Source organism: Pseudomonas sp. LBUM1664, assembly GCF_059695895.1.
In genome coordinates, this window is record NZ_CP166791.1 from 4349392 (window position 1) to 4375465 (window position 26074).

The window sequence follows — 26074 nt, forward strand, 5'->3', positions numbered from 1 at the left end:
TAGAGCCGCTACGTCTGTGCCTAACGCCCAAACCTGCCCAAGGCTCTTTAGATAATGCCCAAACCCGCTGACCATTTCCCCCCCCTGCCACGCATTCAGGCGCTTGACCCAAAACGGTCCGAGCAAAGTTGGGACAGTGCGCCGCAGTTGCTGGCCGCCCTGAACGGTGCACGGCTGGGGGCCTGGTCGTGGGACATCGAGAGTGGGCAGATCAGTTGGTCCCGGGGCACCCAGGCGCTGTTCGGCTTCGATCCGCGCCAACCCTTGCCGGCGGATGTGGATTACCTGGACCTGTTGCTGCCCGAAGACCGGAACAAAGCCATCCGCGCCTTTCACGCGGCAGTGGCCGGTGTGCCGCTGGAACAGGCGATGCACCACCGTATCGTCTGGCCCGACGGCAGCCAGCACTGGCTGGAGATCAATGGCAGCGTACTGCCCGACAAACACGGTCGCCCCCGCATGATCGGGGTGATCCGCGAGATCACCCATCAGCGCGAGCGGGAGCAGGCGCTGCGCAGTTCGGAAAAGCGTTTCGCCACACTGTTTCATCTGAGCCCGAACATGGTGCTGCTGACGCGTCAGGAAGACGGGCTGATCAGCGAGGCCAACCAGTATTTCGAAAGCCTGTTTGGCTGGCCATTGCACGATGCGATTGGTCGGACCACCCTGGAGCTGGGCTTGTGGGTCGACCCCGGGCAGCGGGTAAAACTGGTGGAGGCCATCAAGGCCAAGGGCGAACTGTCGAGCATGGAAGTGGAACTGCGGGCCAGCAACGGCCAGATCCACAGTGGCCTTCTCAGTTCCCAGAGAGTCGAGCTGGAAGGTCAGCCTTATCTGCTGAGCACGTTCCTCGACACCACCGAACGCAAACTGGCCGAACAGGCCCTCAAGGACAGCCAGGAACGCCTGGACCTGGCCCTCAACTCAGCGCAACTGGGCACCTGGGATTGGCACATCCCCAGTGGCATGCTCTACGGCTCGGCCCGGGCCGCGCAGCTCCATGGCCTGGAGCCCAAGCCGTTCCACGAATCATTCGATTCGTTTTTCGATGGGGTGCCCACGGAAGAGCGCAACAACATGCGCAATGCCTACCGCAGCCTGCGCGAAGGCCCGGCGGGCAATTATCAGTTGACCTATCGCGTACAACTGCCGGACGGCAGCTCCCGTTATCTGGAAAGCCGCGCCCGCCTCTACCGTAACGACGACGGCAGCCCGCAACGTATGGCCGGCACCTTGCTGGACATCACCGACCAGGTAGAACGCGAACAAAGCCTGGCGGCGTCGGAAGAAAAATTTGCCACCCTGTTCCAGGTCAGCCCCGACCCGATCTGCGTCACGCATCAGGACAGTGGCCGGTTCATCGAAATCAACTCCAGCTTCACCCAGACCTTCGGCTGGGCGGCCAGCGACGTGATCGACCGCAGCGCCGACGAGATCGGCCTCTGGGATGCCTCCGGCAGCAGCCTGCAACGCATTGAACGGGTGATCCGCGAGCGATCCCTGAACAACGTGGCCATCGTCGTCCATCATAAAAACGGCCATCCACTGACCTGCGTGATCTCCAGCCGGCAGATCAACGTCGGCAACCAGCCCTGCATTGTCACCACCCTGCGGGACATCACTCAGCAACAACGCTCCGAAGCGGCCCTCAAGGCCAGCGAGGAGAAATTCGCCAAGGCTTTCCACTCCAGCCCCGACGCCATCACCATCACCGAGCGCGAAAGCGGTCGCTACCTGGAAGTCAACGACGGCTTCTGCCGGCTGACTGGCTACCGCGCCGACGAAGTGATCGGGCACACGGTTTATGAGGTGGGAATCTGGGCCGAAGAAAAACAGCGCACGACCTTGCTGGCCGAACTGCAACTCAAGGGCCGGGTGCTCCATCAGGAAATGCTCGGTCGCAACAAGCGTGGGGAGATTCTCACCGTGGAGGTCTCGGTCGAACCCATTACGCTCAACGAAACGGCCTGTCTGCTGCTGACTGCCCGGGACGTAAGCCTGCTAAGGAACGCCGAAGCACAGATCCGCCACCTGGCCTACCACGACCCGCTGACCAACCTGCCCAACCGGGCACTGCTGATGGACCGGCTGAGCCAGCAGATCGCCCTGCTCAAGCGCCATAACCTGCGTGGCGCCCTGCTGTTTCTCGACCTGGACCACTTCAAGCACATCAACGACTCCCTCGGTCATCCGGTGGGTGACACGGTGCTGAAAATCATCACTGCGCGCCTGGAAGCCAGCGTGCGCATGGAGGACACCGTAGCGCGGCTGGGTGGCGACGAATTCGTGGTGTTGCTCAGCGGCCTGGAAGGCAGCCGCTGCGAAGTCACCACGCAAGTGCAGCATCTGGCCGACACCCTGCGCGACCTGCTCTCGGAACCAATGTTCCTCGACGGCCAGCGGCTGCAAGTCACGCCGAGCATCGGCATGGCGCTGATTCCCGACCATGGCTCCACCCCTGCCGACCTGCTCAAGCGTGCCGACATTGCGCTGTACCGCGCCAAGGACTCGGGACGCAACACCTCGCAGATGTTCCATGCCACCATGCAAAAAGCCGCCAGCGAACGGCTGCGCATGGAAACCGACCTGCGCCAGGCCCTGGCCCGCGGCGAGTTCAGCGTGCATTTCCAACCTCAGGTCGACGCTCGGGATAACCGCATCATCGGTGCCGAAGCCCTGGTGCGCTGGCATCACCCTGAACTGGGGGCCCAGTCGCCGAACGAGTTCATCAAAGTGCTGGAAGACAGTGGGCTGATCCTGGAAGTCGGGACCTGGATCCTCGATGAAGCCTGCGACGGCTTCAAGCAACTGATCGCCAGGGGCAAGGTCGATCCGCAGCAATTCAGCTTGTGCGTGAACATCAGCCCGCGGCAGTTCCGCCAGAGCGATTTCGTCGAACGCATCCAAAACAGCCTCGCCACCCACGGCCTGCCCTGCTCCATGTTGAAGCTGGAAATCACCGAAGGCATCGTGATCCAGAACCTGGACGACACCATCGGCAAAATGCGCCGGCTCAAGAAACTGGGGGTGAGCTTCGCCATGGACGACTTCGGCACCGGTTATTCGTCGCTGACCTACCTCAAGCGCCTGCCGGTGGACACGCTGAAAATCGATCAGTCATTCGTGCGCGACGCCACCAGCGACCCCAACGACGCCGAAATCATCCGCGCCATCGTCGCCATGGCCCGCAGCCTTAACCTGAAAATGATTGCCGAAGGCGTGGAGACCCTGGAGCAACTGCAATTCCTGCAGGGCCTCGATTGCCATTTGTACCAGGGCTACCTGCACAGCCGGCCGTTGCCACTGGATGCGTTTGAGCGGTTGTTGCCGTGATGGGGATGGACCGCGTGCGCGAAAAAGTGAAGCCTGGCGATTGTTGTGGCGAGGGATATGAAAAAGGGCGCCATTGGCGCCCTTTTTCAGTTGCGATGCATCAGTTTTGCAACGCGGGTTGCTGCTGCACCCCATTGATCGGGATGCGCTTAGCCTTGGCCTCTTCCGGTATCACCCGCAACAGGTCGATGCTCAACAGACCGTTGCTCAAGCCGGCGGACTTGATCTCGATATGATCCGCCAACCGGAAGGACAGCTTGAACGCACGCTGGGCAATGCCCTGGTGCAGGTAGGTCACGCTGTCGTTGCTGGCCTCACGCTTGCCGCCGCTGATGGTCAGCACACCTTTTTCCACTTGCAGGTCCAGGTCTTCTTCCCGGAACCCGGCGGCGGCAACCACGATGCGGTACTCATCATCGCCATATTTTTCCACGTTATAGGGTGGATAGCTGCTGCCCGGTTCGTTGCGCAGAGCGGTTTCGAACAGGTCGTTGAAACGGTCAAAGCCCACCGAGGAACGGAACAGAGGGGCCAACGAAAATGCAGTACTCATGATTCAAATCTCCTGAAAAGTTCAGCAAGGTTTTTTGTCTCCGCGACCCGAATTCGGCATCGCGTAACCCCTATCTAGGGGCCGCCAAAAACATTTCAAGAGCTTTTTTTGAAATTTTTTCAGGCCGCTTTGGTGCGTTGAACGCCGAGCAAATGGCCCACCGCGTCCAGGTCGGTTTCCCGGCGCAGAGCGGTAAACAGCTCCACCGCTTCGGGGTAGTTGCGGGTCAGCATTGCCAGCCACTGCTTCAATCGACCTGGCGCCTGACGTGGCGTCAGTTGCTCGACCACCTGCACCCAAAAGTCCTGGAGCATCGGCTGCAGCTCGGCCCAAGACATCTCGACCACTTCTTCACCGGCCTTTGCTGCGGCAATCTGCCGGGCCAGATCAGGACGGGACACAAGGCCGCGCCCGAGCATGATGTCTTCGACGCCGCTGATTTCGCGGCAACGGCGCCAGTCTTCCACGCTCCAGATATCGCCGTTGGCGAACACCGGCACCTTGACCACCTCCTGAACCCGCGGGATCCACTCCCAGTGGGCCGGTGGCTTGTAGCCGTCGGTCTTGGTCCGCGCATGCACCACAATGTGCGCCGCCCCCCCTTCGGCCAGGGCCGTGGCGCAGACCAGCGCACCGTCCGGGCTGTCGAACCCCAGGCGCATCTTGGCGGTAACAGGAATGTGCCTGGGCACCGCTCGGCGCACGTGTTCGACGATTTCGTTGAGCAGTTCCGGCTCTTTGAGCAATACCGCCCCGCCCCGGGATTTGTTCACGGTCTTGGCCGGGCAGCCAAAGTTCAGGTCAATGACCTGCGAACCCAGCTCACAGGCCAGCGCGGCGTTTTCCGCCAGGCACACCGGGTCTGAACCCAACAACTGCACCCGCAACGGCACACCGGCGGCAGTCTGGGCGCCGGTCAGCAACTCCGGGGCGAGCTTGTGGAAGTAGGCCGGTGTGAGCAGTCGGTCGTTGATGCGGATGAACTCGGTGACACACCAGTCGATACCGCCAACACGGGTCAGGACGTCCCGCAGGATGTTGTCGACCAACCCCTCCATGGGCGCCAGGGCAATTTGCATGGAAAAACACACTCAACGAAAAAACGTGCGGCAGTTTACCGGATTTTGCTCATCACATCGGAACTCACCACCCATCCCCGGTGGGAACGGACTCGCTGTCACAAGGGTTCAGCGCGGCGCCATAACCCTCGATGAACTCTGGCGGCATCCGTTTGGGCCTGCCGGTGGACAGTTCGATACAAACAAAAGTGGTCTGGGCGCGTAACAAGGTGGTGTTGTCGCTTGGACGGATCAGTTGAAAATGCCGGGTCATCTTCAGCCGCTGGTCCCAGTCGACGATCCAGGTGGCCAATAGCAGTTCGTCGCCTTCATAGGCGGCCGCCAGGTAATCGATTTCATGACGCACGACCGCCATGGCCCGGTCAAGCCGCCGGTATTCCACCAGATCCAGTCCCAGGCGCTGGGAATGGCGCCAGGCACAGCGCTCGAGCCAAGTGACGTATACCGCGTTGTTGGCGTGGCCCAACCCATCGATGTCTTCGGCATTTACTTGAAGATCAATGATGAACGGCGTTGCCCGATCCCAGCCCATGCCCCTCTCCCGGTCGAATTTGGATCGAGGCAGTGTAACGGATGCTCAGGCCGATTGCCGCGCTTGCAGGCTGCGCCCGGCCAGCAGTGATAACACACCATCAATGACACGAGGATCGGCCAGCACCCGCTGGTGCCCGCCCTGTGACAACCGCAGCAAGCGACTGTCGAACCAGGCTTCGTGAATCCGTTGCGACTCCTCGACCGAGACCGACGTGTCGTCCTCGGCATGGACGATCAGCCCCGGCACATCCAACTGATAATGCGAGACGTCCATCTTCGAGGCCGGCATACCCACATCGCTTTCCACCTGGCGAATGAACGCTGAACGCGCCCTGGGCGGCAGGCCCATATGCCGGGCAAATCCGCGCAAGACCCCGAGAATCCGTGCGGGTGCGGCGATGCTCACCAGCGTCTCGGTACGCAGCCCCAACTGAACCGCCAGCATGGCACTGGCGCCCCCCATGGAATGCCCGATTACCGCCTGCAACGACGGCAATTCAGCCGCGGCTTCGAGCATGGCCCTGGCGAACAGCAAGACATTCGCCTCACGACCAGGGGAGCGGCCATGGGCGGGGCCATCCAGCGCCACAACCGTGTAGCCGGCGCCCACGAGCGCCGTGATCAGCGCCGCAAACTGAGTGGGTCGCCCTTCCCAGCCGTGCATCAGCAGCACGGTCGGGCCTTTGCCCCAGCGCAAGGCCGAGAGACCGAAACGCAAGGTGATGCGCTCGGAGGTCGCCAGCAATGGCAGTTCCCAGTCCCGTGGCTGCAAATTCCTGGGACGCATGAACAACATCCGCATCTTCTTCGCCACCAGCCGTGGAGCCAACCGGCCCAGCGTGCCATTGACGCCACGAATCCAGCTCAACCTGTCCATTGCTCATCTCCAGGGCTTGCGCCTTAGTTCATCGCACCGCCGACTTGGCAGCGCGCAGCAAACGATCCGACAACTCCCCCGGGCCCAGCGCCCGTGCCAGGGCCAGGCCACCGACCATCAAGGCGATGTCCGCCAGCACCTTGTCGGCGTCTTCCGGGCTGGCCGCCAACTGCGCGACCATCAGCTCGATATGCTCATTGAGCACCTCACGAAATTCATCCGGCAGCCGTCCGAGTTCCCCGATCGATGCCGGAATCGGACAGGCTTGTTCGGTGGAGTCACGGTGCTTGCGCGACAAGTAAAATGCCGCCGCCAGGGTGCGCCGCTCTTCACCGCTCAATCCGGCATCCATGTCGGCGATCAAGCCGCGACGCTGACTGAGCAGTTGCTTGAACGCCTCCAGCATCAAGGCATCCTTGCTTTCGAAGTGCGCATAGAAGCCACCCACCGTCAGCCCGGCCGCACCCATCACCTCGCCCACGCTCGGCTCGGCCGGACCACGCTGGATCAGCGCGGCGCTGGCGGCCTTAAGAATGCGCTCACGGGTTTGTGCCTTTTTATCGCTCATCGTCGCCTCCGAATATTACGATTGAAATATTATATGCATAATAATTTTCTGCAAGCGGAAATTCAGACCGCTGGTCAGAAGCATCTTTTCAGGAGAATAAGGGAATTGGCCGAACGCCAGACAAACAAAAGGGCCATTCAATAATTGAATGACCCTTATAAAATCCCGCAGAGCGGGTAATCGTGGCGTCCCCTAGGGGACTCGAACCCCTGTTACCGCCGTGAAAGGGCGGTGTCCTAGGCCACTAGACGAAGGGGACACAAACCTTCTGTACTTGATCAGCGCTGAGAACTGATCGATTCAATGCCGGTGTGGCCAGACCTTGAACCTGTAAATTGGTGGAGCTAGACGGGATCGAACCGTCGACCTCTTGCATGCCATGCAAGCGCTCTCCCAGCTGAGCTATAGCCCCAGATTTTTCGCCTCGCGGCGGAGCGGCATCTTGCAACATCGCTTCTGTAAAACTGGCGTCCCCTAGGGGACTCGAACCCCTGTTACCGCCGTGAAAGGGCGGTGTCCTAGGCCACTAGACGAAGGGGACACAAACCCTTCTATACAACTGATCAACGCTGAGTGTTGATCGCTTCAAGACCCGTGTGGCCAGGCCTTGAAGTGTAAATTGGTGGAGCTAGACGGGATCGAACCGTCGACCTCTTGCATGCCATGCAAGCGCTCTCCCAGCTGAGCTATAGCCCCTCATCGCTGAGGACGGGGCGAATCTTAAGGGCGTATCAGAGGGCTGTCAAATTTATTTTTAACAAATTTGAAAGTTTTTTGCCGGGATAACAATCACTTACCGACAAACCCCGGAAAACCGGGGTATGTCCTGCCTCCTCGACCGCTTAGGCAATCGCGCCCAGCAGTTTTTCCCACTCCTTGTTTTCCTTCTTCGACACGCCACCGAGCAGATCGATGGCTTGGCGCAGGCGGAAGCGGGTCAGGTCCGGCCCGAGAATTTCCATCGCATCAAGCACCGACACCGAACTGGCCTGGCCGGTAATGGCGGCGAACATCAGCGGCATGGCGTCACGCAGCTTCAACTCCAGGTGCTCGACAACCGCCTGAATGGTTGCGGTGATGCTGTCCTTTTCCCACTGACGCAGGCTTTCGAGCTTCCACAAGATCAGTTGCATCAACTGGCGCACCTGGTCGCCCGAGAGCTTCTTGGATTCGAACAGCTTCGCATCCGGCGTCACGCCACCGGCAAAGAAGAAGCCGGCCAGCGGTGCGATCTGGCTGAACGTCTCCACCCTGCCCTGCACATGGGGCGCGATTTTCATCATGTACTCAGGATTCAGTGCCCACTTCTGCACGCGGGCGGCAAACTCTTCCACCGGCAGGTCACGCAGCCACTGGCCGTTGAGCCACGACAGTTTCTCGACATCGAAGATCGGCCCGCCCAGGGACACCCGCGACAGGTCGAAATGCTCGACCATTTCCTGCAGCGAGAATTTCTCGCGCTCATCCGGCATCGACCAACCCATGCGACCCAGGTAATTGAGCATCGCCTCGGGCATGAAGCCCATGCGCTCGTAGAAGGTCACCGAGGTCGGGTTCTTGCGCTTGGACAGCTTGCTCTTGTCCGGATTACGCAGCAGCGGCATGTAGCACAGCTGTGGTTGTTCCCAGCCAAAGTACTCGTAGAGCAGGATCAGTTTCGGCGCCGATGGCAGCCATTCTTCACCGCGCAATACGTGGGTAATGCCCATCAGGTGATCGTCGACCACGTTCGCCAGGAAGTACGTCGGCAGGCCGTCGGTCTTCATCAGCACCTGCATGTCCATGCGATCCCACGGGATCTCGACATCGCCACGCAGCATGTCCGGCACCACGCAGACGCCTTCGGTCGGCACCTTCATGCGGATCACATGGGGCTCGCCGGCGGCCAGGCGACGGGCGACTTCTTCCTTGGACAGCAGCAGCGCGCGACCGTCGTAGCGCGGGGTTTCGCCACGGGCCATCTGCTCGGCGCGCATCTGGTCCAGCTCTTCGGCGGTGCAGAAGCACGGGAACGCGTGCCCCAGGTCCACCAGTTGCTGGCAATACTGCTTGTAGATATCGCCGCGCTCGCTCTGACGGTACGGACCATGCGGGCCGCCGACGTCCGGGCCTTCGCTCCAGTTGATACCCAGCCAGCGCAGGGCATCGAAAATCTGCTGTTCGGACTCACGGGTCGAACGCAACTGATCGGTGTCCTCGATCCGCAGGATGAACTCACCGCCATGCTGCTTGGCAAAGCAATAGTTGAACAAAGCGATGTAAGCGGTGCCGACATGGGGATCGCCAGTGGGCGAAGGCGCGATGCGGGTGCGGACGGTGGTCATGGCATGTCTCGGAAAGAATATAAAAAGCAAAGATCAAACAGGGGGCGAATGGTAACAGGCGATGGCGGGCGGGCTCCAGTGAGAGGGACCTGATGTAGGGCTAATACCAGGATCCGTCTGCCAGACCGAGGCGCCCCATTCGCGAGCAAGCCCGCTCCCACAGGGGACCGCGTGCAACTTAGGCAACTTGGTTCATGTGGGAGCGGGCTTGCTCGCGAAGAGGCCCTTACAGCCGCCGCAAACCTCAGACAGCCAACAACCGCTCCCGCAACTTGCCAATCTCGTCGCGCAATTGCGCCGCCGCTTCGAACTCCAGGTCCCGGGCCAATTGATACATTTTCTCTTCCAACTGACGGATACGCTTGGTGATTTCGCTCGGCGAGCGCAGTTCGGCTTCGTAGCGGGCGCTCTCTTCGGCGGCCTTGGCCATGCCCTTGCGCTTTTTACTGCGCGAGCCCGGCACGGTGGCGCCTTCCATGATGTCGGCGACGTCTTTGAACACGCCTTTGGGGGTGATGCCGTTGGCGAGGTTGAAGGCAATCTGTTTATCGCGACGGCGCTCGGTCTCGCCGATGGCCCGCTCCATGGAGCCGGTGATGCGATCGGCATAAAGAATCGCGCGACCGTTGAGGTTACGCGCCGCGCGGCCGATGGTCTGGATCAACGAGCGCTCGGAGCGCAGGAAACCTTCTTTGTCGGCGTCGAGAATCGCCACCAGTGACACTTCCGGCATGTCCAGGCCTTCGCGCAGCAGGTTGATACCCACCAGCACATCGAAGGTGCCCAGGCGCAGGTCGCGGATGATCTCGACCCGCTCCACCGTGTCGATGTCCGAGTGCAGGTAACGCACCCGCACACCATGGTCGGCCAGGTAGTCGGTGAGGTCTTCGGCCATGCGCTTGGTCAGCGTGGTGACCAGCACCCGCTCCTCCAACGCCACACGCTTGCTAATTTCCGAGAGCAAATCGTCGACCTGGGTCAGCGCCGGGCGTACTTCGATCTGCGGGTCGACCAGCCCGGTCGGCCGCACCAATTGCTCGATCACCCGGCCGGCATGCTCAGCCTCGTAGTTGCCGGGGGTGGCCGAGACAAAAATCGTCTGCGGGCTCACGCCTTCCCATTCGTCGAAGCGCATCGGCCGGTTATCCAGGGCCGACGGCAGGCGGAACCCGTATTCCACCAGGGTTTCCTTGCGCGAACGGTCGCCTTTGTACATCGCGCCGACCTGGGGCACGCTGACGTGGGACTCGTCGATCACCAGCAAGGCATCGGCCGGCAGATAGTCATACAACGTGGGCGGCGGCGCGCCCGCCGGTCGGCCCGACAGGTAGCGCGAGTAGTTTTCGATACCGTTGCAGTAGCCCAGCTCCAGGATCATCTCCAAGTCAAACCGGGTCCGCTGCTCCAGACGCTGGGCTTCCACCAGTTTGTTGTTCGAGCGCAGGTATTCCAGTCGCTCCTGCAACTCGACCTTGATCCCCTCGATAGCGCCCAGCAGGGTTTCCCGCGGCGTCACGTAGTGGCTCTTGGGGTAGAAGGTAAAGCGTGGCAGCTTGCGGATCACTTCGCCGGTCAGCGGATCGAACGCAGAAATGCTCTCCACTTCGTCGTCGAACAACTCGATGCGGATCGCCTCCAGGTCCGATTCCGCCGGGTAGATGTCGATCACATCGCCACGCACCCGGAACGTCGCACGGGCGAAATCCATGTCGTTGCGGGTGTATTGCAAGTCCGCCAGGCGTCGCAACAAGGCTCGCTGATCGAGTTTGTCGCCACGGTCCACGTGCAGCACCATCTTCAGATACGTCTCCGGGCTGCCCAGACCGTAGATGCACGACACCGTGGTGACGATGATCGCGTCCTTGCGTTCGAGCAGCGCCTTGGTCGCCGAAAGTCGCATCTGTTCGATGTGGTCGTTGATCGAGGCGTCCTTCTCAATAAAGGTGTCCGACGACGGCACGTAGGCCTCGGGCTGGTAGTAGTCGTAATACGAGACGAAATACTCCACCGCGTTATTCGGGAAAAACGCCTTGAACTCGCCATACAACTGCGCCGCCAGGGTCTTGTTCGGCGCCAGCACCAGGGTCGGGCGCTGCACTTGGGCGATCACGTTGGCGATGCTGAAGGTCTTGCCCGAGCCAGTCACACCGAGCAGCGTCTGGTGCGCCAGCCCGGCCTCGATGCCTTCGACCATCAGGCGGATGGCTTCCGGCTGGTCGCCGGCGGGCTGGAATCGGGTAACTAGCTGGAATTCAGACATAACATAACCTCTGGGTTCACCCCTGTCGGCCAGCCGACAGGAATGAGAAAGACCGAAACGACTGATGTCGCCCGAGGAAAAAGCTGGGATGCACACAATGTGGAGGTGAATGCCTTCGCTTTCAAGACGAAGGTCCTACACGCCTTGAAGACTTTGACGCTGCGAGGGGACTAACGGTCGAAAAAAATCGAAATACTTACCGTAAAAGTCGAATCGCCTGTCGCCGTGTCCGGTGATGGCCTTTATACTAGCTCCCCGTTTGTGCACCGCTCTAGTGCATTCGGCTGGAGCGCGACACGTCCCCCTCACACTCCATTCAGAGCCGCGCAATAATGAGCCTGTTTTCCGCTGTCGAATTGGCACCACGCGACCCCATCCTGGGCCTCAACGAAGCATTCAACGCCGATACCCGTACCAATAAGGTCAACCTGGGCGTGGGTGTTTACTGCAACGAGGAGGGGCGCATTCCACTCCTGCGCGCCGTGGTCGAAGCCGAGACGATTCGCGTGGCTCAGCACGTTTCCCGTGGTTACCTGCCGATCGATGGCATTGCAGCCTACGACCAGGCGGTCCAGACCTTGCTGTTTGGCAAGAACTCTCCGCTAATCGCTTCCGGTCGCGTCATCACCACCCAGGCCGTGGGCGGCACTGGCGCACTGAAAATCGGCGCCGACTTCCTCAAGCAACTGCTGCCTGACGCTGTCGTGGCCATCAGCGACCCAAGCTGGGAAAACCACCGCGCGCTGTTCGAAACCGCCGGCTTCCCAGTGCAGAACTACCGCTACTACGACGCCGCCACCCATGACGTGAACCGCAGCGGCCTGCTGGAAGACCTCAAAGCCCTGCCCGATCGCTCGATCGTTGTGCTGCACGCCTGCTGCCACAACCCGACCGGCGTGGACCTGAGCCCGGAAGACTGGAAAAACGTGCTGGCCGTGGTCAAGGCCAAGAACCACGTTCCATTCCTGGACATGGCCTACCAAGGCTTTGGTGATGGCATCGAAGAAGACGCGGCGGCCGTGCGCCTGTTCGCCGAATCGGGCCTGACCTTCTTTGCGTCCAGCTCGTTCTCCAAGTCGTTCTCCCTGTATGGCGAGCGCGTTGGTGCCCTGTCGATCGTCAGCGAATCGAAAGAAGAAAGTGCCTGCGTGCTGTCCCAGGTCAAGCGCGTGATCCGCACCAACTACTCCAACCCGCCGACCCACGGCGCCAGCATCGTCGCCGCCGTGCTCAACAGCCCCGAACTGCGGGCCCAGTGGGAAGCGGAACTGGCCGAAATGCGCCTGCGCATTCGCGGTATGCGTAACCAGATGGTGGACATGCTGGCCAAGGCTGCTCCGCATCACGACTTCAGCTTTGTCGCACGCCAGAGCGGAATGTTCTCCTACTCCGGCCTGACCGTTGAACAAGTGATGCGCCTGCGCAACGAGTTCGGCATCTATGCCCTGGACACCGGCCGCATCTGCGTGGCCGCGCTGAACCAGAACAACATTGATGCAGTGACCAAGGCGATTGTTCAGGTGATCTGAAGCTCGGCGAAATGAAAAACGGGAAGCCTATGGCTTCCCGTTTTTTATGGCCTGTGCCTGCCTAACCTGTGGCGAGGGAGCAAGCTCCCTCGCCACAAAAGCACTAGACGTAACATTCTCGTCGAAGCTACAACTCCGTCGCCCGCTGGTTCGCCGCATCGTCGTAGATGACATACAACGATTCAGCGACCTGACTCTTGATAGCCTTGGTGCTTTCCAGCCCCAGGACAAAACCTTCGGCCTTGCCACCGGCACGGTTCAGTTCATCGGCGGTGCTGGCCTGGGTGATGGCATCGTAAAGTTTCTCGGCGTGAGGCCCCACACCCTTGGGCAAACTGATCTGCGCGGTGCTCATAGGGACACCTCGATGCGGCTGGCTGTGTGAAGCGGTAACAGGTGGTTCATGGCGCGTACCTTGTTCGGCGAATGACCGGCAGCGCATCCTGCCACTTCCGGAGGACCATGGTAGCCCTCTCCTGCCCTTGTGGTAACTGCCAATCGTGGATTGACCGTCAACGGGCATCAGACACCCGCCGCCCGGCAATAGAAGCTTGACTTCTCTTTTCCAATCAGTAACATACGCGTCATTCCGCGATAGCTCAGTTGGTAGAGCAAGTGACTGTTAATCACTGGGTCCCTGGTTCGAGTCCAGGTCGTGGAGCCAGACAGCAGCAAATCAAGCCCCTGAATCGAAAGATTCAGGGGCTTTTTTGTAGGCGAAAATCATGCTGATGGCTGTGTAAGCCTGCCCGAAATCGCTACCGGAACAATAATCCGGCGCCAAAAAGGCATTATGGTCTGAATCCTGCTTTCTTTTTCCTACAACCCAAGCTGTCACGTGGGTGTCATGACAGTGCCGCAAACTCGCGCTGTCCGCCAACAACAGCCATAAAAACAAGGACGAAGGTATGCCAACACAAAACCCCCACCGCATTGTCGGACTGTGCACCTCCAGCAAGGTGTACAACGCGCTGACTGAACTCAAGCACCTGGAAGGCCATCGCAGCGCCAAGTTTCTTTCGCTGCTGGCGGAAAACCTGGTACGCAAGGGCATACTCAACGAACACGAAGTTGTGCACATGCTCGACCTGGTCGTCGACTGAGCGGCATCGATTCCTACTATCGAGCCGGTTGATTTTTCGTCCCCCCGGCTGAGTCGTAAGGTAACTCCATCGATTGATGGAGGTTCCCATGCCCAAGGTTCAAATCATGTCTGTCATTGGCAGTGCTGTTCCCGCCCCGCTCAGGGAACGCGGTCTGTTGGCCTGCTGGTATCTGGTGCAGGACGGCGTGACCATCAGCGGCCCGCTGACTTCTCTGCCCGCCGCCCAAGCCCTGTCGCAACGCATCGGTCCCTACGTGTTGACGGCCTAAGGCAGTTGTATCCGAGGCGTGCTTTCGACAAACAACGCCCAGCACGACATGAACAACGCGGCGATCAGCGGCCCGATCACAAACCCGTTCAACCCGAACACCGCCAGCCCGCCCAGCGTCGAGACCAGTACCATGTAGTCCGGCATTTTCGTGTCTTTGCCCACCAGAATCGGACGCAGGAAATTGTCCACCAGACCAATCACGAAGACCCCGAACAGCGTCAGCACCACACCCTGCCAGATAGCCCCGGAAAGCAGGAAATACACCGCCACCGGCACCCAGACGATGCCTGCACCCACGGCCGGCAACAGCGATAGAAACGCCATCAGCACCGCCCAGGGCAATACTGTCGGAATTCCCAGGATCCAGAAGATCAGCCCGCCCAAAGCCCCCTGACTGATCGCCACCAGCAAGTTGCCCTTCACCGTTGCCCGAACCACGCGGTTGAATTTCAACTGCAGGCGACGCTTCTGGTGCTCGGCCAAGGGAATGGCCATGCGCACTTTGCGCACCAGTTCCGGGCCGTCGCGCAAAAAGAAAAACAGCAGATAAAGCATCACAGAGAAACTCACCAGGAACTGAAACGTGCCCTGGCCAAAACTGAACGCCTGGGTGGCAAAGAATTCGCTGCCCTGCATCGCGCTCTTGACGATCTTGTCCCGCAACCCATTCAGGTTACCCAGCCCGAAGCGGTCCAGCAGGTGCTGGAAGTACGGCGGCAGGGCGTCCTTGAATCGAGCCAGGTAATCGGCAATGTCCAGCTCCCCGCTTTCCAGGCTCTTGTACAACGTTGCCCCTTCCTGGACCAACAAGGTGCTGATGATGATCACCGGTAAAATCGCGCACACCACGCAAATGCTCAAAGTGAACAGCGAGGTGACATTGCGCGGCCAGCCGAATTTAGATTGCAGGCGGCGCTGCATCGGGGCAAAGACGATGCCCAGGATCACCGCCCAGAACACCGCGCCGTAGAACGGCAAGAGGATCCAGATGAAGGCGATGCTGACCATAATCAGCAGCAGTATCTGGGATTTGTATTGCAGACTCTTTCGGTTCATTTGCTTTCCATGTCCGGGGCACGATAAAGGTTAGTCAGCCAGGACTTGCCGGAGTGCCGTTGATCTGCGGCCCAGCATTGATCCAGATCAATACCGCCGGGCCGACCGTGGCGTACCCTCGCCGCTTTTTGCGATCCGACGCCACCATGCCCCTCGTTGCCCCCGAACTGCTCGCCCCCGCCGGCACCCTGAAAAACATGCGCTATGCCTTCGCCTACGGTGCCGACGCGGTGTACGCCGGCCAGCCGCGTTACAGCTTGCGGGTGCGCAACAACGAATTCGACCACGCCAACCTGGCCCTGGGCATTCGCGAGGCCCAGGCCATGGGCAAGCGTTTCTATGTGGTGGTGAACATTGCCCCGCATAACGCCAAGTTGCGTACCTTTCTCAAAGACCTGGAGCCGGTAATCGCCATGGCGCCGGACGCCCTGATCATGTCCGACCCGGGCCTGATCATGCTGGTTCGCCGGCATTTCCCGCAGATGCCGATTCACCTGTCGGTGCAGGCCAACACCGTGAACTGGGCCAGCGTCGAGTTCTGGCAACAGCAGGGCTTGAGCCGGATCATCCTGTCCCGGGAGTTGTCCCTGGAGGAAATCGCCGAAATTCGCGAGCAGGTGCCGGCCATGGAGCTGGAGGTGTTTGTCCACGGCGCGCTGTGCATGGCCTATTCCGGGCGTTGCCTGCTGTCGGGATACCTGAACAAGCGCGACGCCAACCAGGGCAGTTGCACCAACGCCTGCCGCTGGAAATACTCGGCGCAACCAGCGGTGGAAAACACCGTGGGCGATATCGTGCACACCTATCAACCCGAGCCGACCCTGGGCCTTGGCGCACCCACCGACCAGGTGTTCCTGCTCCAGGAAGCCAACCGCCCGGAAGAATCCATGCCGGTCTTCGAGGACGAGCATGGCACCTACATCATGAACGCCAAGGACCTGCGGGCGGTGCAGCACGTGGAGCGGCTGGCCCGCATGGGCGTGCATTCCTTGAAAATCGAAGGCCGAACCAAGTCGCACTTCTATTGCGCACGCACCACTCAGGTGTATCGCCAGGCAATCGATGACGCGGTGGCCGGCCGGGAGTTTGACCGCAGCCTGATGGCCAACCTGGAATCCCTGGCCCAGCGCGGCTACACCGAAGGTTTTCTACGGCGCCATGTGCATGATGAATATCAGAACTACCAGAACGGCAGCTCGGTATCGGAGCGCCAGCAGTTCGTCGGCGAGCTGACCGGCGAGCGGCGCGAACGCCTGGCCGAAGTGCGGGTCAAGAACCGCTTCGCCCTGGGCGATCACATGGAATTGATGACCCCCAAGGGCAACTTCCACTTCGACCTGCATCAGTTGCAGAACGTCAAAGGCCAAAGCATCGACGTGGCGCCGGGAGATGGGCATGTGGTGTATGTGCCGATTCCGGATGCGGTGGATCTACGGTTTGGATTGTTGATGCGGGATGTGGGGGAGCCATAGCGCCAGCAGTGCTATTTCTCTGTGGGAATGGTGGTTAACACCGGATTCTGAGCGCCTACATTAATAGGCTTACAACCCTTGGCCGGAACTGCCGAAGGCTGCGATCCTTTTTTCCCGATAGGGCCTGGTTACCCAAGGCAAAACATCTGGATCGAGAGCGAAAGATCGCAGCCTTCGGCAGCTCCCTTGCCTTGATCATTCCCACGCTCCTGCGTGGGAAACCTGTACGAATCAGATCCGGAACTGCCCCACCAGTTTGCCCAGGCGCTGGCCCAGGTCGGCCAGGCTGCGGGAGGTCTGGGCGCCGAGTTGGGTTTCGTCGGCAACGCTGTCCACCGCCACGGCGATCTGATGCACGCTGCGGTTGATTTCTTCGGCCACGGCGGTCTGTTCTTCAGCAGCGCTGGCGATCTGGGCGTTCATCGAATTGATGGTGCCGATCAACTGCGCCATGGTGTCCAGGGACGCCCCGGCCTCGTTGGCCCGCACAGAAGTGCCCTCGCCGGCTTCACTGGAGCGGCGCATCGCTTCCACCGCCGCATGGGTACCCGATTGCAGGCGGTCGATCATGCCCTGGATTTCCTGGGTACTTTGCTGGGTCCGGCTGGCCAGGGCCCGAACTTCATCGGCCACCACCGCAAAACCACGCCCGGCCTCCCCGGCACGAGCGGCCTCGATGGCGGCGTTGAGGGCCAGCAGGTTGGTCTGTTCGGCGATCGAACGGATCACCCCGAGCACGCTGACAATCGAGGCCACATCCTGCTGCAGGCTGTCCAGGGACACCCCGCTGCTGCGAATATCGTTCACCAACGCATGAATCTGCTGGATGCTGCCGGCGACCACTCGTTTGGCAGACTGGCCTTCTTCGTCGGTCTGCTGGGCCGCGACGGCGGCGCCCTGAGCGCTGCGTGCCACTTCCTGAGCCGCCGAAGACATCTCGTTGATGGCCGTGGCGACCTGATCGGTTTCGTGGCGCTGGCGCTCCATGGCTTGCTCGGAGCGCTGGGCCTGTTCGGAAACTTGCGTCACCAACCCGGTCAGTTGCGAGGTCATGTCGGTGATCTGCCGCACCAGGCCGTGAATCTTGTCGACGAAGCGGTTGAACGAGCCGGCCAGTTGGCCGAGTTCGTCCTGACTGGTGATGGCCAGGCGGCGAGTCAAGTCGCCCTCGCCCGCTGCGATATCATCGAGATTGTCTTTCATCAGGTTCAGCGGCCGCAGGATGGCGTTGGCCAGCAACATCCCCACCACCGCAATCACCAGCAATACCACGGCGGCGATACCGACAATGCTCAGCACCACACCTTGCAGACGTTCTTGAACCTTGGCTTGCACCAGGGCCACCTGGGCTTCGATGCCGTCCAGGTTCACCGAGCTGCCGACCGCCATGTCCCACTTGGGCAGGTATTCGGTGTAGCCGAGCTTAGGCACCAGCTCTTGGCTGTTGGGCAGTGGCGAACTGTATTCCAGATAGTGGGTCCCTTCCTTGGCGACTTTCACCAGGTCGCGGTTGACGTAGACACCGTTCGGATCGCGGTTGTCCTTGAAACTCTTGCCCACGCCGTCGGCGCTGTTGGCCTTGAACAGGCGCACGGTTTCGGAGTCGTAACCAAAGAAGTAGCCGTCCTTGCCGTAGCTGACACTCGACAGCAGCTTGATCGCCTCGGCCCGTGCCGCGGTATCACCCGCAGCAGCGGCATCGTACAGCGGCTTGATGGCGGTCAGTCCCACCGCCACGTAGTTCTGTAGCGTGGCCTTGGCGTCGGCAAGCAAGCGCTCGCGAGTCTGCTGGACTTCTTTGTTAGCCTGCTCCTCCAGGATGAAAGCCGTGGTCAAGCTGATGATTACGGCGGACAGCAATACGGGCAGTATTGCCAGGGACAGGACTTTAGCCTTCAGGCTCAGGCGCATGCTGTTCACTCTTGTTGGTGTTATTGGCGTGGTTAGCTGTATTAACGGCACGGCATGACAAAACTGTAGGACAAGGTGAGACGATTAGCGCGAGCGGTCAGTGAATAGGATCGCTGAATTTGCAGGCCCCATCGCGAGCCTGCTCGCGATGAAGGCGATTGGGTCTTGAGTTACAACACCATAGCCGCTACCCAACCGAACGCCAGCAATGGCAGGTTGTAATGGATGAAGGTCGGGACCACGGTGTCCCAGATGTGATGGTGCTGGCCGTCGATGTTCAGGCCGGAAGTCGGGCCCAGGGTCGAGTCCGACGCAGGCGAGCCGGCATCGCCCAGGGCGCCGGCGGTGCCGACAATACAGACGATCGCCAGCGGGCTGAAGCCCAATTGCAGGCACAGCGGCACGAAAATCGTCGCCAGGATCGGCACCGTAGAAAACGACGAGCCGATGCCCATGGTCACCAGCAGCCCTACCAGCAACATCATCAGCGCGCCGACGCCCTTGTTGTGGCCGATCCAGGCCGCCGAGGTTTCCACCAGGCTCTGGACTTCACCGGTGGCCTTCATCACTTCGGCGAACCCGGAGGCTGCGATCATGATGAAGCCGATCATCGCCATCATTTTCATGCCTTCGGTGAACAGGTCGTCGGCCTCACGCCAGCGCACCACCCCCGATAACGAAAAAATCAGGAACCCGGCCAGGGCGCCGATGATCATCGAATCCACCAGTAACTGAATCGCGAACGCCGCCGCAACCGCAAACCCGGCCACCATCAGGCTCAGCGGGTTGTAGCGCACCGCCACTTGCTCGACCCGGGCGATTTTTTTCAGGTCGTAGACGCGTTTCTTGCGGTAGGAGAACAACGACAGCAACAGGCCAAACACCATGCCCAGCGCCGGAATACCCATGGCGTGGGTGACGTTGATGCCACTGACGTCCACACCGCTACGAGAGATGTTGGCCAGCAGGATCTCGTTGAGGAAGATGTTGCCAAAGCCCACCGGCAGGAACATGTAAGGCGTGATCAGGCCGAAGGTCATGACGCAGGCGATCAACCGGCGATCCAGTTGCAACTTGGTCAGCACATAGAGAAGCGGCGGCACCAGCAGCGGGATGAAGGCGATATGGATCGGCAAAATATTCTGGGAGGCGACCGCGACCACTCCCAGCAGGCCGATCAGAACCCATTTGACGCCAGAGCCACCGGCGGCGTCCTGGCGGTCTACCAAGGCCAGGGCTTTGTCGGCCAGGGCGTGAGCCATGCCGGACTTGGCAATCGCCACTGCGAAAGCGCCGAGCAAGGCGTAGGACAACGCCACCGTCGCGCCACCCCCAAGGCCTGCGTTGAACGCCTTGAGCGTCGCCTCGATGCCCAGGCCGCCCGTCAGGCCACCCACCAATGCGCCGATAATCAGCGCGATCACCACATGCACGCGGGACAGGCTGAGCACCAGCATGACGCCAACCGCGGCAATTACTGCATTTATCATCGTTACCTCAAAGCACAGCGATGGAGAGCCACCGGACAAAAAGGTCGCGACTTTGCAGCAAGCGGCCGCAAGCTGCAAGCGTCATACAGCGGGTTTTCACAAGGTTTGCAGTCACCACAAACCAATGTAGGAGCGAGACTGCTCGCGATAACGGTCTGTCAGTTGACATTGATGTGGCTGACCCGACGCCATCGCGAGCAAGCTCCCACAGGGGTCCAAGTCAGACTGAAGATCTGTGGCCCTCCCACAAAGGGTTAGTGCACACTTCAGCGCTTGGGCAACTCGATCAGCACCTTCAGCCCGCCCCACTCGCTGTCGTGCAACGCCAGCGTCCCGCCCCAGGTGTCGACGATGTCTCGCACAATGCCCAGCCCCAAGCCGTGTCCATCGGTCTGCTCATCCAGCCGCGTGCCCCGGCTGAACACCTGGTCGCGGCGATCCTCGGGAATGCCTGGGCCGTCGTCTTCCACCGCCAGGCTGAAACCCTCGACCGTTTCGGTCACGGTCAGGCGCACTTCGGCGTCTGCCCACTTGCAGGCGTTGTCCAGCAGGTTGCCCAGCAGCTCCAGCAGGTCTTCACGGTCCCAGGGCAGGTGCAAGCCTGGCGGGGTGATGTAGCTCAATTGCAGGTGTTCGCCGTGGATCATGTTCAGCGTGGCCAGCAGCCCCGGCAGTTCAGCATCGCAGTCCAGGTGCGCGCCGGGCAAGGCATCGCCGGACAGCCGGGCGCGGTTGAGTTCGCGGTTCAGGCGCTGCCGGACCTGTTCCAGTTGCTCGAGCAACAGCTTGCGCAACTGCGGATAAGGATCGAGTTTTTCGTTCGAGGCCAGGCTCTGCAGCACCGCCAGCGGGGTTTTCAGGGCATGGCCCAGATTACCCAGCGCGTTGCGCGAACGCTTGAGGCTGTCTTCGGTGTGGGCCAGCAAATGGTTGATTTGCGCCACCAGCGGTTCCAATTCCCGGGGTACCTGTTCATCGAGTTGCGAGCGCTGCCCGCGCTGTAACTGCGCAATCTGCTCCCGGGCCCTATCCAGCGGGCGCAAGGCGCGGCGCACGGTGATGCGCTGCAACAATAGAATCAGTAACAGCCCCGCCAACCCGAGACCGAGGCCGATCTGCTGCATCCGCCGGAAACTGTCACGCACCGGCGTGTAGTCCTGGGCCACGCTGATGGAAATCGCCTGGCCCAGGCGCCGATAGTCGGTGCGCAGCACCAGCAGTTTCTGCCCCTCGGGCCCCAACTGCAGGTTGCTGTGCAGGCCCGGATGGTCGAGCCGGGGCAATTCCTGGTCCCACAAGGAGCGGGAACGCCAGTGCACATCGGCAAAATCAATGCGGAAATAATGCCCGGAAAACGGTCGCTGATAAGCCGGCGACAAGCGGCGCTCATCCAGTTGCAAACCCTGCGGGCCACGCACCAGGGCCACCAGCAGGTTCTCGCTGTCGTTGCGCAGCCCTGCTTCCAGGTAACGCTGCAAGCCCAGCTCGAACAGCCACAAACTGGTTTGCGCCAGGACCAGACCGACCACCAACATCACACCGATCAGGCCCAGGCTCAGGCGTCGCTGGATCGATCTCACTGCGCCTGCCCGCCGAACAGGTAACCCTGGCCGCGACGGGTTTCGATCACGCTGCGCCCCAATTTGCGCCGCAGGTGATTGACGTGCACTTCCAGCACGTTGGAATCACGCTCGGTCTCACCGTCATACAGGTGTTCGGCGAGATGGCTCTTGGAAAGAATTTGCTCGGGGTGAAGCATGAAATAGCGCAACAGTCGAAATTCGGCGGCGGTCAGTTGGATCTCCGCACCGTCGCGAATCACGCATTGCCGGCCTTCATCCAGATGCAGCCCGGCCGCCTGGAGCGTCGGCTGGTTGGCCTGGCCGTGGGAGCGACGCAGCAGCGCCTGGACCCGCAGGTGCAGTTCTTCGGGATGAAAAGGTTTAGTCAGGTAATCGTCGGCTCCGGCCTTGAGACCTTCGATACGCTCAGCCCAGGAACCGCGGGCGGTGAGGATCAGCACCGGAGTGCTCAGGCCCCCGGCGCGCCATTGCGCCAGCACCTCGAGCCCCGGCACACCCGGCAGGCCGAGGTCGAGGATGATCAGGTCATAAGGCTCGCTGCTGCCCTGATACACCGCGTCGCGACCATCGGCGAGCCAATCGACGGCGTAGCCCTGTCGTGTAAGCCCGGCCATCAGTTCGTCGGCCAGGGGAACGTGATCTTCCACCAGAAGCAGGCGCATCAGTCTTCCTTATCTTTGAGTAAACGGCCGGTCGCGGCCTCCAGGTCCAGTTCGCGCACGACGCCGTCGGTATCCAGCAGCTCAACCTCATAAATATAGACGCCGCGTTTCTCCTCCAGCTCGGCCTCCAGCAGTTTGGCGCCAGGGTGCAGATCCATTGCCTGTTGCAGCAACTGCTCCAGCGGCAGGATCACGCCCTGTTGGCGCAATTGCAGGGCCTCGTCCTGGTCCAGGTCGCGGGCCATGACCACCGAGCAGAACGCCAGCAGCCCCAGCGTCCATTGGCTGCGGGCGCATAAATTAAGCTTCATTACGTATCCTGATGATTCTTGAGCACGATGCCGGTGACAGCGTCCAGTTCCAGGTCCCAGTCAATGCCCTTGGCATCGCGCAGATCCACCTTAAAACGGTACTTGCCGTACTCTTCTTCCAGCTCGTTATCGGTCAAGGTAGCGCCAGGGTGCTTGGCCAATGCAGCGGCATTGAGTTTTTCAACGGACAGAATGGTACCAGCGTCTTGCAGTCTGCGGGCTTCGTCGTCGGCGAGGTCTCGTGCGTGGGCCAGGCCACTGACGGCCATGAGCATCGCGATGAAAAAGGCAGGCAAGCGGTTCATGGTTTATCTCCTTTTCATAAGTCTTCACTGGGGGGACTGTATCGGGGTGAACTTAACTGAAACTGAATTGCCATCACGGGGACAAAAATCCTGTGGGAGCGAGCCTGCTCGCGATTGCGGTCTGTCAGTTAACATCAATGAGACTGACGCACCGCTATCGCGAGCAAGCTCCCACGGGGTTTGATGCCGTTATAATCAGCCGCTTGCCCGTATTCGAGACCGGTATGACCGCCATCCACATCAAGTTTCCCGCCCTCACCCTCAAGGCCGGTCCCCGTGCCTTTGCGCGAATTCGCAAGGGCGGCCTGAACGCTGCTGAGGTCGGCATCCTGCCGGGCGCCGCCGGTGGCCCCAAGGCCTTGGGCATCCAGGGGCTGGACTTGGCGCTGTTCGGCGAGTGGCTGCCCGCCGCGCCCCGGGAACGTTCACTGATCGGTGCGTCGGTGGGTTCCTGGCGCTTCGCCAGCGCCTGCCTGCCGGATGCGGCCGAGGGGATCCGGCGCCTGGGCACCTTGTATAACGAACAAAGCTTTACCAAAGGCGTGACCATGGCCGGAGTCAGCCAGAGTTCGCAACGCATGCTTGATGACCTGCTCGAAGGGCGCGACGCCTCGATCCTCGACAACCCGCATTACCGGCTCAACATCATGGTGGTCAAAAGCCACGGTTTGCTGGCGCTGGATCATCGCGGGCGGCTGGGCCTGGGATTGTCGTCGGTGATCGCCGACAACCTGCGAGGCCGCGCGCGGTTGTCACGGCATTTCGAACGGCTGATCGTCCACGACCCGCGCCTGGCGCCACCGCTACATCCGCTGAATGACTTTGCGTCACGCTTCGTGCCGCTGCAGGCCAACAACCTGCGCCAGGCACTGCTGGCATCAGGCTCGATCCCGATGGTGATGGAAGGCGTGCGCGACCTGCCGGGCGCCGGTGCCGGCACCTACCGCGACGGTGGCCTGCTGGACTACCACCTTGACCTGCCTTACAGCGGCGAGGACATCGTGCTGTACCCACACTTCACCGACCGGATCATTCCCGGCTGGTTCGACAAGGGCCTGCCGTGGCGTCGGGGCAACGTCGAACGCCTGCAGGACGTGCTGTTGCTGGCGCCGTCTCGCGAATACCTGGCTCGCCTGCCCTTCGGCAAACTGCCGGACCGTAACGACTTCAAGCGCTTCATGGGTGATGACCCAAGCCGCCGCAAATACTGGCGCACGGCGATGGACGAAAGCCGTCGACTCGGTGACGAGTTCCTCGAGCTTGCGGCCAGTGGTGGGCTGGGCGAGCGTTTGCTGACCCTTTAGTCAGCACGGTCGCGCAACGCCGGAACCAAACTGATAAACTCCGCCGCCTGCTTCGCGACCGCTACCTTAAAGAGCCTGAACCCGTGGAAATCTTCAAAGAATTTACCTTCGAATCCGCCCACCGCCTGCCCCACGTGCCGGACGGCCACAAGTGCGGCCGCCTGCACGGTCACTCGTTCAAAGTAGCGATTCACCTGAGCGGCGACATCGACCCGCACACCGGCTGGATCCGCGACTTCTCGGAGATCAAGGCGATCTTCAAGCCGCTCTACGAGCGCCTGGACCACAACTACCTCAACGACATCCCTGGCCTGGAAAATCCTACCAGCGAAGTCTTGGCCAAGTGGATCTGGAACGAGCTGAAGCCGCTGCTGCCGGAACTCAGTGCCATTCGCATCCATGAGACTTGCACCAGCGGTTGCATCTATCACGGCGAGTAAGATCTGTGGGAGCAAGGCTTGCTCGCGATGAAGATTACGCGGTCTCTTAGCAACCGAGGCGCCTGCATCGCGGGCAAGCCTTGCTCCCACAGGTTTTACTCCCACAACTGGGTTTTTCCTGTCTCGCCTGTATTGGCCTATGATCCCCTGAGCCATTTCAGACAGAGCTTCGATCATGACCCACTGGCCGCTGGATCACGCATACGACTTCAACGGGCACCCGATTCGCTACGCCGTCCACGGTGACGGCCCGCCGCTGGTGTTTGTCCACGGCACACCCTTCTCGTCCTATGTGTGGCACCGAATCGCCCCGCTGTTCTTCGCCACCCACAAAGTGCATTACTTCGACCTGCTGGGTTATGGCCAATCCGCACAACCCGATGCTGATGTGTCTCTCGGCGTGCAAAACCAGCTGCTCGCGCAATTGCTGGAGCACTGGGGCCTGGACTGTCCGGACGTGGTGGCCCATGACTTCGGCGGCGCTACCGTCCTGCGCGCGCACCTGCTCAATGGCAAAAACTACCGCAGCCTGACGCTGATCGATCCGGTGGCCCTGTCGCCTTGGGGTTCACCCTTTGTGCAGCACGTGCGCCAGCATGAAACGGCCTTCAGTGGCCTGCCTGATTACATTCAACGGGCCATCGTGCCGACCTATATCCGCGGCGCCATCAAACGGGATATCCCGGACGCGGAACTGGCGCCCTACGTACAACCGTGGCTTGGCGAAACGGGTCAGGCGGCGTTCTATCGGCAGATTGCGCAGATGGACGAGCGTTACACCCGCGAGGTCGAAGGCCTGTACCCGACTGTGCGCTGCCCGACGCAGATTCTTTGGGGCGAGGACGACCAGTGGATCCCCATCGAACGAGGCCAGGCCCTGCAAAAGCTGATTCCGGGCGCGCGCTTTCACCCTGTGCCTAACGCTGGGCACCTGGTCCAGGAAGACGCGCCAGAAGCCATCGTGGCGGCGGTGTTGCGGTTTTTGACCTGAAGAAACCGTATCCCTTGTGGGGCGGGCTTGCCCCACAGGAGATCCTCACATGCAGTGAGATTTGTGTTCCAACTTGAACCACCGCCGCACCGCTTTCGCTCCCCTCGCCCACCCAA

General features: G+C 60.8%; 23 protein-coding genes and 5 tRNA genes. 9 read left to right on the forward strand and 19 right to left on the reverse strand.

What is annotated here, in order from left to right:
- The first annotated feature begins 54 nt into the window (after nt 1–54).
- Nucleotides 55–3333, forward strand: coding sequence for an EAL domain-containing protein (locus tag ACA047_RS20215; protein ID WP_497352309.1), 3279 nt, complete (start codon nt 55–57; stop codon nt 3331–3333).
- A 100-nt stretch (nt 3334–3433) separates the two neighbouring features.
- Here ACA047_RS20215 and ACA047_RS20220 read toward each other — a convergent pair whose 3' ends face one another.
- From ACA047_RS20220 to uvrB, 11 genes are all read right to left on the reverse strand, one after another.
- Entirely contained in the window at nt 3434–3886 is a 453-nt protein-coding gene (locus ACA047_RS20220) for an Hsp20 family protein (RefSeq protein WP_497352311.1), read from the reverse strand.
- A 119-nt stretch (nt 3887–4005) separates the two neighbouring features.
- Entirely contained in the window at nt 4006–4965 is a 960-nt protein-coding gene (locus ACA047_RS20225) for a tRNA dihydrouridine synthase (RefSeq protein ID WP_497352313.1), read from the reverse strand.
- A 64-nt stretch (nt 4966–5029) separates the two neighbouring features.
- Nucleotides 5030–5497 carry an acyl-CoA thioesterase gene (locus ACA047_RS20230; protein WP_497352315.1) on the reverse strand — a complete coding sequence of 156 codons (468 nt, stop codon included), beginning with the start codon at nt 5495–5497 and terminating at the stop codon, nt 5030–5032.
- A gap of 45 nt (nt 5498–5542) precedes the next feature.
- Nucleotides 5543–6376 (reverse strand): alpha/beta fold hydrolase, encoded by an 834-nt coding sequence (locus ACA047_RS20235; RefSeq protein WP_497352317.1) that lies wholly within the window; start codon nt 6374–6376, stop codon nt 5543–5545.
- 28 nt (nt 6377–6404) lie between these two features.
- Complete coding sequence (locus ACA047_RS20240; RefSeq protein ID WP_497352319.1) at nt 6405–6944, reverse strand: TetR/AcrR family transcriptional regulator; 540 nt, start codon at nt 6942–6944, stop codon at nt 6405–6407.
- Between the two features lie 183 nt (nt 6945–7127).
- Nucleotides 7128–7203, reverse strand: a tRNA-Glu gene (locus tag ACA047_RS20245).
- A 77-nt stretch (nt 7204–7280) separates the two neighbouring features.
- Nucleotides 7281–7356, reverse strand: a tRNA-Ala gene (locus tag ACA047_RS20250).
- A 53-nt stretch (nt 7357–7409) separates the two neighbouring features.
- Nucleotides 7410–7485: transfer RNA gene (locus tag ACA047_RS20255), tRNA-Glu, on the reverse strand.
- Between the two features lie 79 nt (nt 7486–7564).
- A tRNA-Ala gene (locus ACA047_RS20260) sits at nt 7565–7640 on the reverse strand.
- Between the two features lie 146 nt (nt 7641–7786).
- Entirely contained in the window at nt 7787–9268 is a 1482-nt protein-coding gene (gltX, locus tag ACA047_RS20265; RefSeq protein WP_497352321.1) for a glutamate--tRNA ligase, read from the reverse strand.
- Nucleotides 9269–9512: 244 nt separating this feature from the next.
- Nucleotides 9513–11528, reverse strand: a complete 2016-nt coding sequence (gene uvrB, locus ACA047_RS20270) for an excinuclease ABC subunit UvrB (RefSeq protein WP_497352323.1) — start codon at nt 11526–11528, stop codon at nt 9513–9515.
- A 332-nt stretch (nt 11529–11860) separates the two neighbouring features.
- On the opposite strand from uvrB, the gene ACA047_RS20275 reads away from it, so the two are divergent.
- Nucleotides 11861–13057, forward strand: a complete 1197-nt coding sequence (locus ACA047_RS20275; protein ID WP_497352325.1) for an amino acid aminotransferase — start codon at nt 11861–11863, stop codon at nt 13055–13057.
- A 127-nt stretch (nt 13058–13184) separates the two neighbouring features.
- Here the strand turns inward: ACA047_RS20275 and ACA047_RS20280 are convergent, their stop codons facing one another.
- Complete coding sequence (locus ACA047_RS20280) at nt 13185–13412, reverse strand: hypothetical protein (RefSeq protein WP_497352327.1); 228 nt, start codon at nt 13410–13412, stop codon at nt 13185–13187.
- A 233-nt stretch (nt 13413–13645) separates the two neighbouring features.
- Between ACA047_RS20280 and ACA047_RS20285 the strand changes: the two genes are divergently transcribed.
- From ACA047_RS20285 to ACA047_RS20295, 3 genes are all read left to right on the forward strand, one after another.
- Nucleotides 13646–13721: transfer RNA gene (locus ACA047_RS20285), tRNA-Asn, on the forward strand.
- Between the two features lie 244 nt (nt 13722–13965).
- Nucleotides 13966–14160 carry a hypothetical protein gene (locus ACA047_RS20290; RefSeq protein ID WP_497352329.1) on the forward strand — a complete coding sequence of 65 codons (195 nt, stop codon included), beginning with the start codon at nt 13966–13968 and terminating at the stop codon, nt 14158–14160.
- An 88-nt stretch (nt 14161–14248) separates the two neighbouring features.
- Entirely contained in the window at nt 14249–14431 is a 183-nt protein-coding gene (locus tag ACA047_RS20295; protein WP_186614868.1) for a hypothetical protein, read from the forward strand.
- Here ACA047_RS20295 and ACA047_RS20300 read toward each other — a convergent pair.
- Entirely contained in the window at nt 14428–15489 is a 1062-nt protein-coding gene (locus ACA047_RS20300; RefSeq protein WP_497352332.1) for an AI-2E family transporter, read from the reverse strand. The two genes, ACA047_RS20295 and ACA047_RS20300, sit on opposite strands and share 4 nt — an antisense overlap.
- Before the next feature lie 146 nt (nt 15490–15635).
- Between ACA047_RS20300 and trhP the strand changes: the two genes are divergently transcribed.
- A complete protein-coding gene (gene trhP, locus ACA047_RS20305) occupies nt 15636–16961 on the forward strand; it encodes a prephenate-dependent tRNA uridine(34) hydroxylase TrhP (protein WP_497360458.1) in 1326 nt (441 codons plus the stop codon).
- A 231-nt stretch (nt 16962–17192) separates the two neighbouring features.
- Here the strand turns inward: trhP and ctpM are convergent, their stop codons facing one another.
- From ctpM to ACA047_RS20335, 6 genes are all read right to left on the reverse strand, one after another.
- Nucleotides 17193–18872 (reverse strand): methyl-accepting chemotaxis protein CtpM, encoded by a 1680-nt coding sequence (gene ctpM, locus ACA047_RS20310; RefSeq protein WP_497352335.1) that lies wholly within the window; start codon nt 18870–18872, stop codon nt 17193–17195.
- Between the two features lie 170 nt (nt 18873–19042).
- Nucleotides 19043–20359: a Na+/H+ antiporter family protein gene (locus tag ACA047_RS20315; protein WP_497360460.1), complete on the reverse strand. Its 1317-nt coding sequence runs from the start codon at nt 20357–20359 to the stop codon at nt 19043–19045.
- Nucleotides 20360–20628: 269 nt separating this feature from the next.
- Nucleotides 20629–21942, reverse strand: coding sequence for a sensor histidine kinase (locus ACA047_RS20320; protein WP_497352337.1), 1314 nt, complete (start codon nt 21940–21942; stop codon nt 20629–20631).
- Entirely contained in the window at nt 21939–22607 is a 669-nt protein-coding gene (locus ACA047_RS20325; RefSeq protein WP_497352339.1) for a response regulator transcription factor, read from the reverse strand. The genes ACA047_RS20320 and ACA047_RS20325 overlap by 4 nt, the downstream gene beginning before the upstream one ends.
- Complete coding sequence (locus tag ACA047_RS20330) at nt 22607–22918, reverse strand: PepSY domain-containing protein (RefSeq protein ID WP_497352341.1); 312 nt, start codon at nt 22916–22918, stop codon at nt 22607–22609. Before ACA047_RS20330 ends, ACA047_RS20325 begins: the two co-directional genes overlap by 1 nt.
- The gene (locus ACA047_RS20335) at nt 22918–23223 is read right to left on the reverse strand and encodes a PepSY domain-containing protein (RefSeq protein WP_497352343.1); all 306 of its coding nucleotides are present in this window, start codon (nt 23221–23223) and stop codon (nt 22918–22920) included. The genes ACA047_RS20330 and ACA047_RS20335 overlap by 1 nt, the downstream gene beginning before the upstream one ends.
- Before the next feature lie 224 nt (nt 23224–23447).
- On the opposite strand from ACA047_RS20335, the gene ACA047_RS20340 reads away from it, so the two are divergent.
- The 3 genes from ACA047_RS20340 to ACA047_RS20350 all read left to right on the forward strand — a co-directional run bounded on the left by ACA047_RS20340 (nt 23448) and on the right by ACA047_RS20350 (nt 25958).
- Entirely contained in the window at nt 23448–24527 is a 1080-nt protein-coding gene (locus ACA047_RS20340; RefSeq protein ID WP_497352345.1) for a patatin-like phospholipase family protein, read from the forward strand.
- Between the two features lie 83 nt (nt 24528–24610).
- The gene (queD, locus tag ACA047_RS20345) at nt 24611–24967 is read left to right on the forward strand and encodes a 6-carboxytetrahydropterin synthase QueD (protein ID WP_003203918.1); all 357 of its coding nucleotides are present in this window, start codon (nt 24611–24613) and stop codon (nt 24965–24967) included.
- Between the two features lie 175 nt (nt 24968–25142).
- On the forward strand, nt 25143–25958 hold the full coding sequence (locus ACA047_RS20350) for an alpha/beta fold hydrolase (RefSeq protein ID WP_497352348.1): 816 nt from the start codon (nt 25143–25145) through the stop codon (nt 25956–25958).
- The last annotated feature ends 116 nt before the right edge of the window (nt 25959–26074 follow it).